This window comes from Pseudothioclava arenosa (assembly GCF_002358085.1).
Taxonomy (GTDB): domain Bacteria; phylum Pseudomonadota; class Alphaproteobacteria; order Rhodobacterales; family Rhodobacteraceae; genus Pseudothioclava; species Pseudothioclava arenosa.
Genome location: NZ_NTJD01000001.1, coordinates 64,668 through 79,006, shown reverse-complemented (window position 1 = coordinate 79,006; position 14,339 = coordinate 64,668). Strand labels below are relative to the sequence as shown.

Below are 14,339 nucleotides of genomic sequence, written 5' to 3'. Positions count from 1 at the left end.
CTTTGAGAGTGAAAATAGGCATTAAGCGGAGAGGTTCAACGTCTGAATAGCGAAGAGTAGAAAGTGCCGCGGGCAATTTGCGCTTTCCAGCCGTTTTTGAGCCCCGCGACGGGCGCGGCAAGCAGGATTTCGCCCCGCCAGACCCCCGGCGAGGCCATGAGTGACGCGCGCGGCAGGCCAGCGGCACGCCAATCGGGGCATTGGCGCAGGCCCTCAGCCCCCAGCACCGCGATCTCGGCGCCCTCCGTTCGGGGGCCTTCCAGCCGCCAGCGATCCCAGTGCCCCCCGGCGGGAACACGCAATGCCATGACGGCCTTAGCCTCGCGGGTCAGGCGCAGAACGCCCTTGGCGCAGGTGATCTTGCAGCCATGCAGCGTTGCCGTCTTTGGCACCTCAAGGAACCGCGCGAGCTTGGCCGCGCGGGGCCCGTAATCCTCGCCCGAGACCCAGGTCAGCGCGGCGCGGATCAGGCGGCGCTGCAGCTCGGGATCGAGCGTGGCGAAGGCCTCAGCCTCGATCACAAGGTCACCAGCCTCTTCACGCAGATGTGTTGCCCCAAACTGCGCAAGCTGGCGCGCCAACGCCCCGTCAGCCGCGGCGAGATGGTCGATCACCGCGCCGAGCGCCTCCGGGGTCACGCCCAGCGGTGCCAGCTGCGCCAGCGCCTGACGCGCACGCACCCGCTCAAACCGCGGGTTGTCGTTTGAAGGGTCGTCGATCCAGCCGACGCCCTGCGCGCCAAGCCAGTCACGCAGCGCCGCACGCCGCACGCTCAGGAACGGGCGATGCCAGGTGATGCCCTCGGCCTCGAAGGCCGGGCGCATCCCCGACAGGCCTTCCAACCCCGCCTCGCGGGCGAGCCGCATCACGAAGGTCTCGGCCTGATCGTCAAGCGTATGCGCCAACACGACATGCCCGATGCCGCGCGCCCGCGCCCACTCCGCGATCAGGCGCAGCCGCGCGCGCCGCGCCTGATCCATCAGGTTGCCCTGCGCGCCCGCCCCCGCCCAGCGCAACGTGTCATGCGGCACGCCCAGCGCGGCACAGGCCTTCGCGACAAACGCGGCCTCGGCGGCGGCCTCGGGGCGCAGCCCGTGATCGACCGTCACCGCCGCCACCGCATGATGGCGCGCCAGCAGGTGCAGCGCCGCCATCGAATCCGACCCTCCCGAAACGGCAACCCCGACGCGGGGCACCGCGCCGGGGTCAAAAGCCGTCCGGGCAAGATCGTCGAGCGTCAGCGCCATCTCAGGGGCAACCGATCGCCGCCTTGGCGCCCGGCACCTGCCCGGCAGGGCCCGTGCCCGGGAACCGGATCGTGACCGCATCCAGCGTCGCGCAAGCCTCGGGCTTCTGCCCGATATCGCCCAGCGCCTGCCCGAGCTTCAGCAGCGCCTCGGGGGCACGCGCGCCGGTCTTATCGGCGTTGAACGACTCGAGCCAGGCACGCGCGGCGCCCGTGGTGTCGCCCCCGGCCTTCAGCGCATCGCCGCGCATGAAGGCCGCCTCGGCAGCCAGCGGACCGCCCGGATAGGTCTCGTTGAAGGTCTTGAACGCAGCCGCCGCGCCCACGTAATCGCCGCCATCCATCAGCGCCTTGGCGCGGTCGAAATCGGCCTGTTCGTTCATCGCAAGCGAGGGCGCCGCCGCCCGCGTCGCATTCGGCGCCGCCGCAGTCACGGGGTTGGCGCTGGCCGCACCGCCCAGAACCGAGGTCTGCCCAAGCGCGCCGATATCGCAATTGGCGTCCAGCTCACAGAGCCGGAATTCGAGATCGCCGATGCGATTTGTGCCATCCGAGACCACCGCATTGATCCGGTTTTCTAGCGCCTCGGTGCGCGAGGTCAGGCGGCTCAGCGCCGCCTCCATCGTATCCATCCGCTCCAGCGCCGAAGCGCCGCCTGCAGCCCGAAGGCCATTCGCCCCCGAGCCCACCAGTTCTTGGCGCAAGCCCTGGATCTGACCGGCCAGCGCCGCCAGCTCAGAGCGGATATCGGCCAGCGTCTGCGCATCCTGCGCGGCCGCCGGCAGGCCCGCCATCAGCACGGCGGCACTCAGCAAAAGACCGCGCAGCATCGCTTAGCTCCCCAGACCCATCGAAATCACCGTCACGGCGCGACGGTTCTTCGAATAGCAATCCTCGGTCGAGCAGACCGCCAGCGGGCGCTCCTTGCCGTAAGACACGGTACGCAAACGCGCCGACGAGACGCCCTGGCTCACAAGGTATTCCTGCACCGAATTGGCGCGGCGTGCGCCCAGCGCGAGGTTGTATTCGCGCGTGCCCTGCTCGTCGGCATGGCCTTCGATGATCGCGTTATAGGCCGGGTGCGAGCCCAGCCACTGCGCCTGACCGGCCAGGATCGAGCGCGCCTCGGGGGTCAGCGTCGACTGGTCCACGGCGAACAGGACCTTGTCGCCGATCGTCGCGGCGAAATAGGCCGGCGAGTTCGGATCGTTGATCGAACCCTGCGAGATGCCGCCATCGCCATAGGCGCCGCCCGGATCGACCACGCCGGCGCCGCTCGCGTATTTGTCGGGGTTGTTACATGCGGCAAGGGCAAGCCCCGCCAGAAGGATCACTGCCTTGGTTGCGAATTTCATTCCAGTTCCGCCTTTGGTTCTGCCCGTTTCGGGCGAGGTTAACAGGTTGCGGCCCGCTTGGGAATCGGCGCTCAGCGCAAGAGCGGCGACCAGGCCGGGTCCGAGGCCGCGCCGGGGGTCGGCACGCGTTTGAGGTTGCGCCCCGAGATGTCCACCGACCAGAGAGCGGCACCGCCCTCGGCACCGGGGCTTTCGCGGGTAAACATGATGACGCGGCCATTGGGCGACCAGCTCGGGCCTTCATCGAGGAACGAGGCCGTCAGCAGCCGCTCTTCCGAGCCGTCGGTGCGCATCACGCCGATGTGGAAGCGCCCCGCATGCTGCTTGGTAAAGGCCACGAGATCACCGCGCGGCGACCAGACCGGCGTGCCATAGCGGCCCTCGCCAAAGGAGATCCGCGTGGGCTCGCCGCCCGAAGCCGACATGATGTAGAGCTGCTGCGTGCCCGAGCGATCGGATTCAAACACGATCCGGCTGCCATCGGGCGAATAGCTCGGCGCGGTCTCGATCGAGGGCGAGTTGGTCAGGCGCTGCGGCTGGCCGCCATCGACGCCCATCTTCCACAGGTCGGTGTTGCCGCCCTGCTCCAGCGAATAGACGATCGAGGCGCCATCGGGCGAGAACCGCGGCGCGAAGGTCATCGTGCCCGGCACTTCCGGCAGGAGCCGCGCCGAGACGCTCGCCAGATCAAGCATCTTGATCCGCGGGAAGCCGGTTTCAAAGGTCGTGTACAGCACCTTGTCGCCCGCGTTGGAAAACCGCGGCGCCAGCACGATGGTCGAGCTGTCGGTGAGGTATTGGGTGTTGGCGCCGTCGTAATCCATCACCGCAAGGCGTTTCTGGCGGGCGTCCTTGGGGCCGCTCTCGGCGACATAGACGACACGGCTGTCGAAATAGCCGCCCTCGCCGGTGATCCGGCTATAGATCACGTCGGCGACCTTATGCGCCAGCCGCCGCCAGCTTGCCGGCGAGGCCGCAAGCTGCTGCCCGTCGCCCATCTGCTGGCCCGAGAACACGTCGAAGAGGCGGAATTTCACCACCAGCTTGCCGCCCTGCATCGAGACCCCGCCCACGATCAGCGCCTGCGCGTTGATCGCCTGCCAGTCGGAATAGCTGACGGGGGTGTCAAAGACGCCGATGCGCTGGATATGCGCCTCGCGCGGGATTTCGCGGAACAGCCCGGTGCCGGTCAGGTCGGCTGCAATCACCTGCCCGATCTGCGCCGCCATCTCGGTGGCATCGGGGGTCTCGGCGACGAAGGCGGGCAGCGCGAAGGGCAAGGGCTCGATCACACCCTCGGTGATCTCGATCCGCAGCGGCCCGTTCTGCGCAAGCGCGGGCGCGGCCACGGCCGGGGTCAGGATCAGCGCCGCCATCGCGGCCTTCAGGAAAGCTTTCATACGTGTCGTCCCCTTGGTGGGATTGTTCGAACTGTAACCGTCTTTGCAGGCGCAGCGCATCACAAGGCGCTGAGCATCCGCGAATTTCTGCCGACTGTGGCGCATCACTTCATCCTCATTTTCTCGGGGTTGAAGACGATCTCGATCTCGCGCCAGTGGTCGTATTTCTCGGCGGGCAGCGGGAAGCCGTCGGAGCCGCAGCGCACGATCGCGCGCCGCCCCGCCTCATAGGCCTGTTTCGCCGCCGCCTCCGAGCCGCCCTCGTAGCCGACCATCTTGATCGTGCCGATATTGGGCTTGCCGTCGGGGTTCATCGCGACCGACAGCGTGACCGTGGTGCGCAAGGCCTCAGTGCCCAGCGAACCGACGTTCCAGCACGCTTTCACATCGACGATCAGCGCCTCTTTCTCACCCGAGGTGACGGGCGGACCCGAGGGCGCGCGGCCGGTGCCGCCAGTGCCTTCGCCGCCCGCCTCACGCATCGCTTCGGCCAGCGCATCCTGCACCGCGTCGCGCTTGGGCGTGTCGGCTTTCGGCGTGTCGGCTTTGGGCGCGGATTTCGCGGTTTCGGTCTTGGCTTCGGTTTTCGGCGCGGGCGCAGGCTTGGCCGGCTTCGGGCGCGGACGGGCCGAGGATTTCGGCGCCGAGGTCGTCGCCTTCTCTTCGGTCTCGGTCGCCTCGGTCACGATTTCAGTCGTCGATTCCGGCGGCGCGGCCTCATCCTTGGTCTCGACCGGGGTGTCGGGCTCGGCGGCCTCATCCGGGCGCGTCTCGGCCTCCGCCTGGTCCGAGACCTTGGCGTCGGGCGCGGGCGCCTCGGCGGGTTTGGGGGCCACGCGCGGCGCGGGCTTGGGCTTGGGCCGCGGCGAGAAGTCCGGCGAGGTCGTATCCTGCGGCACCTCGACCGGCGGCATCATCGCGGGCGGGACCTCGACCTCTTCGGGCTCCGGCTCGGGCGTTGGTTCGGGCTGCGGCTGCGGCTCGGGTTCCGGCACGGGTTCGGGTTCAGGCTGCGGCTCGGGTTGCGGTTCAGGCTCGGGTTGCGGCGCGGGTTCGACCGAGGGCACCTCGGGCGTCACCGGCTCGGCCTCGGCGGGTGCGGGCGCCGCCGCCATCATCGCCTGGAACTCGGCCTCGGAAATCACCGAGACCTCGGACAGCACGATCGGCTCGGACGGCTTCGGCTTGAACCAGCTGCCGCCCAGCAACACCCAGCCGATCACGCCCAGATGGAGCGCGGCCGAGATGCCGTAGCCGATTTTATCTGCCCGTGTCATGCGCATCGCGCGCGTCCTATCCGGTTACTGGCCCGACGCCGGCGCGCCCGTCAGCGTCGGCCCGCCTGCATCCGTGACCAGCGTGATATTCGCGAAGCCCCCGGCATTGAGCGCCCCCATCACCTCGACGACGCGGCCATATTCAATGCCGCCATCGGCGCGCAGGAATACCTTGTCGCTGTCGCGCTCCTGCGCCACCGCCTGCAGACGCCCGATCAGCTCCTCCATCGGCACCGGCGCATTCATCATCGAGACCGTGCCATCGAGCTGCAGCGAAATCGTCAGCGGTTCTTCCTGCTCGGTCGGCACCGCCTTGGCAGCGGTCTTGGGCAGCTCCAGCGGCACGCCCACCGTCATCATCGGCGCGGCGACCATGAAGATGATCAGCAGCACCAGCATCACGTCGACCATCGGCGTGACGTTGATCTCGGCCATCGCCTGATGGCGCGCCCCGCGCCCCCGGCGCCGCCGCCCCGAGCCTGCCTTTTTCAGCACCCCCGCGCCCATCGCTCAGGCGTCCAGCTGGCGCGAGAGGATGGTGGAAAACTCGTCGGCAAAGGCCGAGTAGCCGCCCGCGATCTTGTCGGCGTCACTCGAGAGCTTGTTGTAGAAGATCACCGCCGGAATCGCCGCCAGAAGGCCCAGCGCGGTGGCGACCAGCGCCTCGGAAATGCCGGGCGCGACGACGGCCAGCGAGGTATTCTGCGAAATCGCGATTTCCTCGAAGGCGACCTTGATCCCCCAGACCGTGCCGAACAACCCGACGAAAGGCGCGGTCGAACCGACGGTCGCGAGGAAATTCAGACCCGAATTCAGGGATTCCTCGGCCTTGGCGATCGCCACGTCCATCGAACGCTCGATACGCGCCTGCGCACCCGCGATCAGCTCGCCATCCTGACGGTGGCTGCGGCGCCATTCCAGCATGCCGGCGGCAAAGATCTGCTGGCTCGGGCCATCGGGCGCGGGCCCGATCTGGTCGAACAGCTCATCGAGCGGCTCACCCGACCAAAAGGCCCGGTCGAACGCCTCGGCCTCGGCGCGCGCGGCGCGGAAGGTCAGGAATTTGCGGATGATGATCGCCCATGACCAGAAACTGGACACGAGCAGCAAAATCACCACGAGTTTCACGGTAAGGGAGGCGCGCGCAAAGAGCGCCAGCAAGGAGAAATCGATCTCCTGCGCCATCGCAAGGGCTTCTTGTTCCATTGGTCACTGCTCGCCGGTTTTTGGGGCCGCGTTTATGCGGCTCTCATTAGCAGCGATTCTATCGCAGGTTCAGGGGGAAAGCCATAACAACTGCGTCAACTTGCCGTCATTGCGGCGCCCCTCAGTGCAGCGCCGGCGAGAATTTCGCGCGGATATCGGCAGGAAGCCGCGCAGCCGAGCCTTCCTCGTTCATGCAGACCAGCACGACGCGCGCCTCAAACAGCTTTTCCTCGCCCCGCCAGACCGATTGCAGCACCGTGATCCGGGCGCCCGTCTCGCTTTCCAGCGCGGTGCGCACGATCAGCTCATCGTCGAATTTCGCCGAGCGCAGATAGTCCGCCTCGACCGCGCGCACGGCAAAGACGATCCCCGCGTCGCGGCGCAGCGCGCCCTGGTCGATCCCCAGCTCGCGCACCCATTCGGTGCGGCCGCGCTCGATGAATTTCAGGTAATTCGCGTAATAGACGATGCCCGCCAGATCGGTGTCTTCGTAATAGACCCGCACCGGGAATTCATGCGCCATGACTGCCTCCAGATCTCTTTGCCCGCATGGGCGCACAGAAGCCGGGGAAGGTAAAGGCCTCAGCCGTCCTTCTCGACCTTGAGGTCGGGCTCGGCGGGCGGGGTGCCTTCGTGGGTCTTGGCGACCTCGGCCGCGAGCCCGGCGCTGGCCGCCTCGGCCTCAGCACGGCGCAGCCCCGCCCGCGCCGCCAGCCGCAGCGCATGGGTCGCATCCTGTGCGACCGCCGGCATCACCGGGTCATAGCCCGCCGCGATCACCGAGGCGATTTCGGGGCGCAACACCGTCACCCCGCGCGCCATCGCCAGAGGCGAACGCTCGGCAAAGGCGCGGTCCGACCAGAGCAGGATCATCTGCACCGCCTGGCTCAGCGCGATGGTCTCGGCAGGCACCTCGTCGAGCGCCGCATCCATACGGATAAAGGCGAAGCACGCCCGGATCGCGCCGTCTTTGTCAAAGCGGAACACCCGATACTGGTTTGCCCCCGCATCATCGAGCCGCACCACCAGATCCTGCAGCCCCTCGATCATCTGGTCGAGATTGGGCACCTCCAGCAGCTCCTGCCAGTCGCGGAAGAAGAAAATCATCAGGTTGGCACCGATCTCGGGGTCGTGCTCGGCCATCTTGTGCCCGGCCAACACCACCACCGCCTCGACCGCGCCCTTCACGATCGCCAGCGTCTGCGCCTCGACCCCGAACACGATCGGCACGATCGGCCGCCCCCAGCGCGCGAACAGATAGTCGCCATCGGCGCGCGTGAACAGCGCCTGCACCTCTTCTGGGGCCAGCATCCCGGTCGTTTCAGTCATCGCGCCCTCCTTGTCGGCTTGCCCAAGCCTAAGCCATCGCGGCGCCGGATTGAAGGCCACCCGCCCCCTTTCATCGAGCCGCAAATACTCCGGGGGTGAATGGCCGCAAGGCCAGAGGGGGCAGCGCCCCTTTCCCCGCTTGCCGCCCCATGCCGCGCCGCCTATAAGGCGGGCATGACTCATTATGTTCACAGCCAGCGAATTACCGGCCCGGCGCTCTGACGCGTCAGGGTAGCCGGGAGATGCTGTGAACCGGGGCCGCGATCCGCGCGGCCCAGCTTGGGGCAACCGCCCCGCCCAGTCCGAGGATATTTCCATGTGCGCCGACACGCCCGAAACCGCAGTTGACTACCGCGACACCGTCTTTTTGCCCGAAACCGAGTTCCCGATGCGCGCGGGCCTGCCGATGCGCGAACCCGAATGGCTCGCCCGCTGGGAAAAGATCGGCATCTACGACCGCCTGCGCGCCAAGAACGCGGATGGCGCGCGCACGCCCTTCACGCTGCATGACGGCCCGCCCTATGCCAACGGCCACCTGCATATCGGTCACGCGCTGAACAAGACGATCAAGGATTTCATCGTGCGCGCCCATCAGATGATGGGCCATGACAGCCGCTATGTGCCCGGCTGGGATTGCCACGGCCTGCCGATCGAATGGAAGATCGAAGAGCAATACCGCGCCAAGGGGCTCGACAAGGACGCGGTCGATACCGTCGCCTTCCGTCAGGAATGCCGCAAATTCGCCGAGGGCTGGGTCGACATCCAGCGCGAGGAATTCAAGCGCCTCGGCGTGACCGGCAACTGGGCCGATCCCTACCTCACGATGAACTACCATGCCGAGGCGGTGATCGCCGAGGAATTCATGAAGTTCCTGATGAACGGCGCGCTCTATCAGGGCTCGAAACCCGTGATGTGGTCGCCGGTCGAGAAAACCGCGCTGGCCGAGGCCGAGGTCGAATATCACGACCACACCAGCCACACGATCTGGGTGCGGTTCAAGCCGGTCTCGGGGCTCGATGGCGCCTCGGTGGTGATCTGGACCACGACGCCCTGGACGATTCCGCAAAACCGCGCCGTGGCCTATAACCCCGCGATCGCCTATGGCCTCTACCGCGTCGACGCGTTGGAAGAGAAATCGACCGCAACCGAGGGCGAGATGCTGGTGCTGGCCGACGCCCTTGCGCAATCGGTGATGACGGCGGCCAAGGTCGCGGGCTTTACCCGTGTCCGCGACGTGGCAGCCGATGAGTTCGACGGCCTGATCCTGCGCCATCCCTATGCCGGCGTCGAAGGCGCGAATGGCGAGTGGGATTTCGACGTGCCGATGCTGCCCGGCGATCACGTGACCGATGACGCGGGCACGGGCTTTGTGCATACCGCGCCCTCGCATGGCGACGACGACTATCAGCTGGGCGTGAAATTCGGCCTGCCGATGACCTATAACGTCGAGCCCGATGGTAGCTATCGCGCCGATCTGCCCTTGTTCGGCGGCGAGGCGATCATTCTGCCCGATGGCAAGGAAGGCCCCGCGAACGTCAGCAATATCAAGCAGCTGGCCTGGGCCGGTGCGCTTCTGGCCAAGGGCAAGATGCGGCACTCCTACCCGCATTCCTGGCGCTCCAAGGCGCCGCTGATCTATCGCAACACGCCGCAATGGTTTGCCGCGATCGACGTGGACCTTGCCGATGACATGAACGACTACGGCACCACGATCCGCCAGCGCGCGCTGACCTCGATCGAGGATCTGGTCAAGTTCACGCCCGCCAAGGGCCAGAACCGCCTGCATTCGATGATCGAGACGCGCCCCGACTGGGTGCTGTCGCGCCAGCGCGCCTGGGGCGTGCCGCTGACCTGCTTCACCAAGCGCGGCGCCAAGCCCACGGATGCCGATTTCCTGCTGCGCGACCCGCAGGTGAACGCCCGCATCGTGGCCGAGTTCGAAGAGCACGGCGCCGATGTCTGGTACACCGAGGGCTTCAAGGAGCGCGTGCTGGGCAATCTGGTGAATGCCGAGGATTACGAGCAGGTCTTTGACGTGCTCGACGTCTGGTTCGATAGTGGCTCGACCCATGCCTTCGTGCTGCGCGACCGTCCCGACGGCACCAAGGATGGCATCGCCGACGTCTACCTTGAGGGCACCGACCAGCACCGCGGCTGGTTCCATTCGTCGCTCCTGCAGGCCTGCGCCACCAAGGGCCGCGCGCCCTATCGCAACGTGGTGACGCATGGCTTCACGCTCGACGAAAAGGGCATGAAGATGTCGAAATCGCTGGGCAACACGGTGGCCCCGCAAGAGGTGATCGACGAATACGGCGCCGACATCCTGCGGCTCTGGGTGGCGCAGTCGGATTACACCGTCGACCTGCGGATCGGTGCGAAAATCCTGAAAGGCACCGCCGACAGCTATCGCCGCCTGCGCAACACGCTGCGTTTCATGCTGGGCGCGCTCGCGGGGTTCGAGGAGGCCGAGCGGGTCGCCCCCGCAGACATGCCCGAGCTGGAGCAATGGGTGCTGCACCGTCTGGCGCAACTCGATACGCAGGTGCGCGAGGGCTATGCGGCCTTCGACTTCCAGGGCGTGTTCCAGTCGCTGTTCAACTTCTGCACCGTCGATCTGTCGGCCTTCTATTTCGACATCCGCAAGGACGCGCTCTATTGCGATGCGCCGGACAGCCTGACGCGCCGCGCGACCCGCACGGTGATGGACCTCCTGTTCCACCGTCTCACCACCTGGTTCGCGCCGATCCTGTGCTTCACGATGGAAGACGTCTGGCTGTCGCGCTTCCCGGGCGAGGACAGCTCGGTCCACCTGCAGGATTTCCCGGCCACGCCCGAGGGCTGGCTGAACGCCGATCTCGCCGCGAAATGGGACGGCATCCGCCGGGCACGCCGCGCGGTGACGGCGGCGCTGGAAATTCAGCGCAGCGAAAAGGTCATCGGCGCCTCGCTTGAAGCCGCGCCGGTCGTGCATATCGACGACGGCGCGCTGCTGGCGGTGCTGAAATCGGTGCCCTTCGCCGATCTGTGCATCACCTCGGACCTGCAACTGACCGCAGACCCCGCGCCGAACGAGGCCTTCCGCCTGCCCGAAGCCTCGGGGATCGCGGTGGTGTTTGAACGCGCGATGGGCGAGAAATGCGCGCGGTGCTGGAAGATCCTACCCGATGTGGGCAGCCATAAACACCCCTGCACCTGTGCGCGCTGCAACGCCGCTCTGGGTTAAGAAAAACGGGCGCCTTCGGGCGCCCGTTCTGCCTCCGGCGGGGATATTTTCGGCAAAATGAAGGGGTCAGGCCGCGTGTTCGGGGCGCTCGGGCACGATCTGCTGCACGATGCCCACCGCGACCAGATAGACCGAGGTGACCACCAGCCCCCAATGCGCCCAGCTTTCGGGGTGGAAATCGACCCAGGCCGCCCAGCCCGCAAACACCGTCCAGCCCAGCGCCATCGGCAGGCTGAGCGCGCGCCAGCGCCGGGTGCGGGTGGGGTGGATGAATTTCAGCGGGAAGAACATCGCCACCGCCAGCGCGAGCACCACGCCCAGCGTCACCCAGTAGCCGGGTTCGAGCGCGAAGAGCACCAGCACCACCATGTTCCAGCAGGCCGGGAAGCCCGAGAAGGAATTGTCCTTGGTCTTCATCCGGGTGTCGGAGAAATAGATAACGCTGGCATAGGTGATGGCGATGATCGCGAGCCAGCCCGTCCAGCCCGGCAAGAGCCCCGACTTGAACAGCGCATAGGCCGGGATGAAGACATAGGTCAGGTAATCCACGATCAGGTCCATCAGGACGCCGTCATAGATCGGGAAATTCTCTTTGACGTCGTAGCGCCGCGCGAGCGGGCCGTCGATGCCGTCGACGAACAGCGCCACCACCAGCCACAGGAACATCAGGCTCCATTTTTCCTCGACAGCGGCCAGCATGGCCAGCATCGAGAGAACAGCGCCCGTCGCGGTGAGCATGTGGACGGAAAGGGCTTTGAGGCGAATATCCATGCTCCCGTCATGCCCGAAAGCCCCTTGATTCACAACCCGGGCTCAGGCGCGCGGGTGGGCATCGCGGTAGATCTCCATCAGCCGGGCCTGATCGACGGCGGTGTAGATCTGGGTGGTGGCGAGGCTGGCGTGGCCAAGCAATTCCTGGATCGCGCGCAGGTCGCCGCCAGCAGCAAGAAGATGGGTGGCGAAGCTGTGGCGCATCGCGTGGGGCGTGGCGCTTGAGGGCAGCCCCAGCGCCATCCGCGCCTGCTCCATCGCGCGCGAGATCATCCGCGGATTGAGCGCACCGCCGCGCTTGCCGCGAAACAGCGGCAGGCCCGGCTCAGTGGGATAGGGGCAGAGGCGGATATATTCGGCCACGGCGGCGCGTGCGGCGGGCAGGACCGGCACGATCCGCTCCTTGTCGCCCTTGCCACGGATACGCATCACCTCGGGCAGCGGAAACTGATCGCCGGTAAGGCCGAGCGCCTCCGATATCCGTAGCCCGCAGCCATACAGCAGCGTCACCACGGCCGCATCGCGCGCGGCGATCCAGGGTTCCATCGCCTGGGTATCGACCTGCTCGATCATCGCGGCGGCGGCGTCGGGGGCCAGCGGGCGGGGCAGCTTGCGTTGAAACTTCGGGGCGCGGGCTGCCAGCACATGGGTCGCGTCGAACCCCTCGCGATCGGCGAGCCAGCGGATGAAGCTCTTGACCGAGGAGAGCGCGCGGGCGAGCGAACGCGCCGACAGGCCCCGCCCGCGTTCCTGCGCCATCCAGGCGCGCATGTCGGATTGCGAAACCTGCGCGAGCCGCGCCACGCCAAGGCTGTCGCCGTGATGCAGATGCAGGAAGCGCAGGAACCCCGCGACATCGGTGCGATAGGCCTTGAGCGTATTCTCCGAGGCGCCATCGAGCGCGCGCATGTGGTCGAGCCAGAAGGCCAGCGCCTCCGCCGCGCCCTCGGAATAGCCCGCCATCAGCTCAGCCAGCGGCGCATCGCGCGTTCGAACACACCCGCGAAGAAGCCGAGCAGGTCGGTGCCCTGCGAGGGTTTGAACTGATGCGGGTCTTCGGCGCCCATCACCAGCATGCCGGGCAGCCGCCCCTCACCGAGGTCCAGCCGCATCAGCGCCTCGGAGCGGATCCAGCCCGAGGCCTCGCCATAGATCACCGCCGATTGCGGCACGGTCTGGCGCAGCACCACCGTGCGCGGCTGGCCCGAGCGCTCGCCCTGCATATAGTCATGCACGAAACCGGGCTCGGCCACGCAGAGCACGTCGCCCAGATGGCGCAGCGCCGGGTCATTCTCGGAATGCAGGCTTTCGAGCACCAGCCGCACCTGATCGACGCGCAGGATCTCGGCGACATCGGTGCCGAGGCTCTTGAGGAAACCCTCGAAGTCAAACGGATCGAGCATGCGCAGCACGGCGCGGTGGATCTGATTGGTGCCGGCGAGGTTTTCATAGGCCGCCGCGATCACCGAGCGATGCGTGTCCTCGAGCCGGTCGAGCCGCGCTTCGAGGCGCTCCATCGCGATGCCGCGCAGGTCGATGATATTGGCGCCCATCGCGTGTTCGTTGGCCGCGATCAGCGCGCGCATCAGGTCGCGGTCTTCGAGGATCATATCCGGATCGGAGATGATCTTGGCGCGAATCTGATCGGCCAGTGCAGTGTCGGTCATGCCCGTGGTCTCGCCCGTTTATCGGTCTTGCTTCGGGCCAGATTACACGAGCTGTGCGGAAAATCATCCCTGTTTCCGGCCCGATACGAAAAAGGCCCGCCTCATGGGCGGGCCTTTGCCGGATGGATCAGACGATCTTCTGGCCGGTCTTGGCCCAGTCCTTCAGGAACTGGTCGAGGCCCTTGTCGGTCAGCACGTGGTTGGCCATCGACTTGATCACGGCGGGCGGCGCGGTGATCACATCCGCGCCGACGCGGGCGCAATCGGTGACGTGATTGACCGAACGGATCGAGGCGGCCAGCACCTCGGTCTTGAAGTCGTAATTGTCGTAGATCGTGCGGATGTCCTCGATCAGCTGCATGCCGTCGAGGTTGATGTCGTCGAGACGGCCGATGAAGGGCGAGATGAAGCTCGCGCCGGCCTTGGCCGCGAGGATCGCCTGCGCCGCCGAGAAGCACAGAGTGACGTTGACCATGTGGCCCTCGGATGCGAAAGCCTTACAGGCGGTCAGGCCATCCCAGGTCAGCGGGACCTTGATCGCGATGTTGGAGGCGATCTTGGCCAGTTTCAGACCTTCGGTGATCATGTCCTTCGCCTCGGTGGCCACGACCTCGGCCGAGACCGGGCCCGAAACCATGTCGCAGATTTCGCGGGTCACTTCGAGAATGTCGCGCCCCGATTTCAGGATCAGCGAAGGGTTGGTGGTCACGCCATCGACCATGCCGAGGTCGTTGAGTTCCTTGATGGCCGCAACATCGGCGGTATCGACGAAGAATTTCATGCGAGGTCTCCTGAGCAGCATTCGCGGGCCAGATAGCGCAAAGACGGGCTGGTTCCTAGTGCGGAATCGCGCGGCGCATGGCGG

13 protein-coding genes and 1 pseudogene are annotated in these 14,339 nt (G+C 66.6%); 1 reads left to right on the top strand and 13 read right to left on the bottom strand.

The window, feature by feature from the left end:
• Nucleotides 1–35: 35 nt before the first annotated feature.
• From tilS to CLN94_RS00360, 9 genes and pseudogenes are all read right to left on the bottom strand, one after another.
• A complete protein-coding gene (gene tilS / locus CLN94_RS00400) occupies nt 36–1,247 on the bottom strand; it encodes a tRNA lysidine(34) synthetase TilS (protein WP_096429891.1) in 1,212 nt (403 codons plus the stop codon).
• Between the two features lies 1 nt (nt 1,248).
• Entirely contained in the window at nt 1,249–2,076 is an 828-nt protein-coding gene (gene ybgF, locus CLN94_RS00395) for a tol-pal system protein YbgF (RefSeq protein ID WP_179300191.1), read from the bottom strand.
• 3 nt (nt 2,077–2,079) lie between these two features.
• Nucleotides 2,080–2,601, bottom strand: a complete 522-nt coding sequence (gene pal, locus CLN94_RS00390) for a peptidoglycan-associated lipoprotein Pal (protein WP_096429889.1) — start codon at nt 2,599–2,601, stop codon at nt 2,080–2,082.
• A gap of 71 nt (nt 2,602–2,672) precedes the next feature.
• Nucleotides 2,673–4,001, bottom strand: a complete 1,329-nt coding sequence (tolB, locus tag CLN94_RS00385) for a Tol-Pal system beta propeller repeat protein TolB (protein WP_096430670.1) — start codon at nt 3,999–4,001, stop codon at nt 2,673–2,675.
• 104 nt (nt 4,002–4,105) lie between these two features.
• Nucleotides 4,106–5,278 carry a hypothetical protein gene (locus CLN94_RS00380; protein ID WP_096430668.1) on the bottom strand — a complete coding sequence of 391 codons (1,173 nt, stop codon included), beginning with the start codon at nt 5,276–5,278 and terminating at the stop codon, nt 4,106–4,108.
• Between the two features lie 24 nt (nt 5,279–5,302).
• Nucleotides 5,303–5,785, bottom strand: coding sequence for an ExbD/TolR family protein (locus tag CLN94_RS00375; protein ID WP_096429887.1), 483 nt, complete (start codon nt 5,783–5,785; stop codon nt 5,303–5,305).
• Nucleotides 5,786–5,788: 3 nt separating this feature from the next.
• A complete protein-coding gene (tolQ, locus tag CLN94_RS00370) occupies nt 5,789–6,484 on the bottom strand; it encodes a protein TolQ (RefSeq protein ID WP_096429885.1) in 696 nt (231 codons plus the stop codon).
• A gap of 121 nt (nt 6,485–6,605) precedes the next feature.
• On the bottom strand, nt 6,606–7,007 hold the full coding sequence (ybgC, locus tag CLN94_RS00365; protein WP_096429883.1) for a tol-pal system-associated acyl-CoA thioesterase: 402 nt from the start codon (nt 7,005–7,007) through the stop codon (nt 6,606–6,608).
• A 173-nt stretch (nt 7,008–7,180) separates the two neighbouring features.
• Nucleotides 7,181–7,813, bottom strand: a pseudogene (locus tag CLN94_RS00360) (hypothetical protein); the annotation flags it as partial.
• A 316-nt stretch (nt 7,814–8,129) separates the two neighbouring features.
• On the opposite strand from CLN94_RS00360, the gene ileS reads away from it, so the two are divergent.
• Nucleotides 8,130–11,036 carry an isoleucine--tRNA ligase gene (ileS, locus tag CLN94_RS00355; RefSeq protein WP_096429881.1) on the top strand — a complete coding sequence of 969 codons (2,907 nt, stop codon included), beginning with the start codon at nt 8,130–8,132 and terminating at the stop codon, nt 11,034–11,036.
• 66 nt (nt 11,037–11,102) lie between these two features.
• Here ileS and CLN94_RS00350 read toward each other — a convergent pair whose 3' ends face one another.
• The 4 genes from CLN94_RS00350 to fsa form a co-directional block, all read right to left on the bottom strand.
• Complete coding sequence (locus tag CLN94_RS00350; RefSeq protein WP_096429879.1) at nt 11,103–11,807, bottom strand: CDP-alcohol phosphatidyltransferase family protein; 705 nt, start codon at nt 11,805–11,807, stop codon at nt 11,103–11,105.
• A 42-nt stretch (nt 11,808–11,849) separates the two neighbouring features.
• Nucleotides 11,850–12,770, bottom strand: coding sequence for a tyrosine recombinase XerC (locus CLN94_RS00345; protein WP_096429877.1), 921 nt, complete (start codon nt 12,768–12,770; stop codon nt 11,850–11,852).
• Nucleotides 12,770–13,474, bottom strand: coding sequence for a DUF484 family protein (locus CLN94_RS00340; protein WP_096429875.1), 705 nt, complete (start codon nt 13,472–13,474; stop codon nt 12,770–12,772). Before CLN94_RS00340 ends, CLN94_RS00345 begins: the two co-directional genes overlap by 1 nt.
• A gap of 127 nt (nt 13,475–13,601) precedes the next feature.
• Entirely contained in the window at nt 13,602–14,255 is a 654-nt protein-coding gene (gene fsa, locus CLN94_RS00335; RefSeq protein ID WP_096429873.1) for a fructose-6-phosphate aldolase, read from the bottom strand.
• Nucleotides 14,256–14,339: the final 84 nt, after the last annotated feature.

Coding starts and splice junctions, on each gene's coding strand:
- ybgC (WP_096429883.1), bottom strand. CDS start 7,007: ATGGCGCATGAATTCCCGGTGCGGGTCTATTACGAAGACACCGATCTG.
- CLN94_RS00340 (WP_096429875.1), bottom strand. CDS start 13,474: ATGACCGACACTGCACTGGCCGATCAGATTCGCGCCAAGATCATCTCC.
- ybgF (WP_179300191.1), bottom strand. CDS start 2,076: ATGCTGCGCGGTCTTTTGCTGAGTGCCGCCGTGCTGATGGCGGGCCTG.
- ileS (WP_096429881.1), top strand. CDS start 8,130: ATGTGCGCCGACACGCCCGAAACCGCAGTTGACTACCGCGACACCGTC.
- tolB (WP_096430670.1), bottom strand. CDS start 4,001: ATGAAAGCTTTCCTGAAGGCCGCGATGGCGGCGCTGATCCTGACCCCG.
- fsa (WP_096429873.1), bottom strand. CDS start 14,255: ATGAAATTCTTCGTCGATACCGCCGATGTTGCGGCCATCAAGGAACTC.
- CLN94_RS00350 (WP_096429879.1), bottom strand. CDS start 11,807: ATGGATATTCGCCTCAAAGCCCTTTCCGTCCACATGCTCACCGCGACG.
- pal (WP_096429889.1), bottom strand. CDS start 2,601: ATGAAATTCGCAACCAAGGCAGTGATCCTTCTGGCGGGGCTTGCCCTT.
- CLN94_RS00375 (WP_096429887.1), bottom strand. CDS start 5,785: ATGGGCGCGGGGGTGCTGAAAAAGGCAGGCTCGGGGCGGCGGCGCCGG.
- CLN94_RS00380 (WP_096430668.1), bottom strand. CDS start 5,278: ATGACACGGGCAGATAAAATCGGCTACGGCATCTCGGCCGCGCTCCAT.
- CLN94_RS00345 (WP_096429877.1), bottom strand. CDS start 12,770: ATGGCGGGCTATTCCGAGGGCGCGGCGGAGGCGCTGGCCTTCTGGCTC.
- tilS (WP_096429891.1), bottom strand. CDS start 1,247: ATGGCGCTGACGCTCGACGATCTTGCCCGGACGGCTTTTGACCCCGGC.
- tolQ (WP_096429885.1), bottom strand. CDS start 6,484: ATGGAACAAGAAGCCCTTGCGATGGCGCAGGAGATCGATTTCTCCTTG.